The organism is Kitasatospora sp. NPDC093558 (assembly GCF_040683475.1).
GTDB lineage: Bacteria > Actinomycetota > Actinomycetes > Streptomycetales > Streptomycetaceae > Kitasatospora.
In genome coordinates this window covers 2,584-4,819 of record NZ_JBFBDY010000489.1, presented here as the reverse complement: position 1 = coordinate 4,819, position 2,236 = coordinate 2,584, and the positions used below count along the sequence as shown (strand labels likewise).

Here is a 2,236-nt window from a genome sequence, read left to right as displayed (position 1 = left end):
GGCCTCGACGGCGTTCACGCCGCCCAGGGGACGACGGCCGGTCGGGCCCGGGTCGGGGAGCGCGCCGGCGGGGGCGGCGTTGTGCACCCAGCGGGTGCCCTCGGCCGGCAGCGCGGCGGCCGTCGCGCGCACGCACTCTTCCGGCACCTCACCGCTGGTCAGAACCACGTCCCGGGGGAGGAGCCGGACGGCGGCGAGCGCGGCCGTGACGTCGGCGGCCGTCAGGCGGGCGTTGGCGCCCGGGACGACGACGATGCTGTTCTCGCCGGCCGGATCCACCATGACGATCGCCTGCCCGGTGGGCGCGGTGGGGTCGGTGAGCAGCGAGGCGGTCTCGACGCCGGAGCTCCGGAGGTCGGCGAGCGCCGCCCGTCCGTCGTCGTCCGCCCCGACCTTCGCGACCAGATGGGTCGTCACGTCCATCCGGGCCGCCGCCACGGCCTGGTTCGCGCCCTTGCCGCCGAATCCCCGGCTGGCGTCGGCGGCCAGTACGGTCTCGCCGGGGGCGGGGAGCACGGGGCAGCGGAGGATGCGGTCGATGTTGACCGACCCGATGACGATGACCCGGCCGGCGGGGCGCAGCTTCATCGTTCCTCTGTACGGGTTCTGGCGGTTCGACGCAAGCCGCATGACGGGGGCGGCGTGGGGGCCCAACGGGGATCCGGTGGGCGGGCGGTGACGCGGAGGGCGTACGGTCGTGCGCGGGGGTGGTGCGCGTGGGGCGTGTGCCGTTCTGTGAGCGCCGTTGTGGGGGCGCACGAGCGGGCTCGATGGAGTGCACCGGGGGTGGGCCGTAGGGGTGCGAAGCGCGGGCGGAGGCCTGCGCGAACGGTCGGCGCCGTCCGCCGCCCGGGCTCCTGGCCTGGGCACATGCCGCTGTCACGGGGCGGGCCGGGGCGGCGCAGTGGAGGGCGCGGGAAGGTATGGGGAGCCGCGCGGCGGGGGTACCACCACGGGTGGCGCTGGTTCGACAACGGGGGCGCCGCCCGGTGCGTACGGCATCGGGGGAAGTCGAGGGGCAGGGGACGTTGTGATCGTCTGGGTCAATGGCACGTTCGGGGTGGGCAAGACCAGCGCCTGCCGCGAGTTGGTGGAACTGCTTCCCGGGAGCACGCTGTTCGATCCCGAGCTGGTGGGGGCCGGGCTGCGGGGGATGCTCCCGGCGGACCGGCTGGCGACGGTGTCCGACTTCCAGGACCTGCCGGCCTGGCGCCGGCTCGTCCCCGAGGTGGCGGCCGCACTGCTCGGCGAGGTGCCGGGCCCCCTGGTGGTCCCGATGACCCTGCTCAGAGAGGACTACCGGGACGAGATCTTCGGCGACCTCGCCTCGCACGGCATCGCGGTGCACCACGTCGTCCTGGATCCCGAAGAAACGATCCTGCGTGAGCGCATTGCGCAGCGCGACGAATGCCCGGGGGACCCCGAGGCCAGCGACCGGGTCCGCCGGTGGTGCCTGGAGCACCTGCCGCGCTACCGTGCCGCCCGGCGGTGGCTGCTGCGCGACGCCCGCGCGCTCGACACGGGCCGGCTCACGCCGCGCGAGACCGCCGAGCGGATCGCCGAACTCGTCCGCGACGGCGTCGCCCGCTGCCCGATCGTCCAGACGCCCGACCCGACCGAGGACACCGTCGCCTCCGCGGTCCTGTTCTTCGACGAGCAGGACCGCGTGCTCCTCGTCGATCCCGTCTACAAGCCCGACTGGGACTTCCCGGGCGGCGTCGTCGAGCGCGGCGAGGCCCCCACCGACGCCGCCCTGCGCGAGACCGCCGAAGAGCTGGGCCTGCGGCTCGACCCGGCCGTCCTGCGGCTGCTCGCCGTCGACTGGGAGCCGCGCACCGGCCCGCGCCGCGGCGGCCTGCGGCTCATGTACGACGGCGGGTTGCTGGACGCCACCGCCCGTCAGGGGCTGCTGCTCCAGCGGGAGGAGCTGCGGGGCTGCCGCTTCGTCACGCTGGACGAGGCCGCCGACCTGCTGCCGCCGAGCCGGTACCGGCGGCTGGCCGCCACCCTGGACGCCCGGCGCAGCGGGGAGCTGCGGTACCTGGAGGCGGGACGGCGGGCCGCCGTGGGGCTGGCCAGCACGGCGGACGCGGCGTAGGCGGGGTAGGCGGTGTCGGTGCGGGCCCGGAAGCGGTAGGGCGTGGGCGGTCGGCGGGCCGGGGTGGGAGCGGGCAGGATGGGCGCATGCCGTTCACGCTCAGCCACCCCGCCGCCGTCCTGCCCCTGCTGCGCGCCG

2 protein-coding genes are annotated in these 2,236 nt (G+C 76.1%); one reads left to right on the top strand and one right to left on the bottom strand.

Annotated elements, in window-relative coordinates:
• The coding region (locus AB0O00_RS29790) for a PfkB family carbohydrate kinase (protein ID WP_363656993.1) at window positions 1–588 on the bottom strand (588 nt) is incomplete at its 3' end.
• A gap of 442 nt (window positions 589–1,030) precedes the next feature.
• On the opposite strand from AB0O00_RS29790, the gene AB0O00_RS29785 reads away from it, so the two are divergent.
• A complete protein-coding gene (locus AB0O00_RS29785) occupies window positions 1,031–2,098 on the top strand; it encodes an NUDIX hydrolase (RefSeq protein WP_363656991.1) in 1,068 nt (355 codons plus the stop codon).
• Window positions 2,099–2,236: the final 138 nt, after the last annotated feature.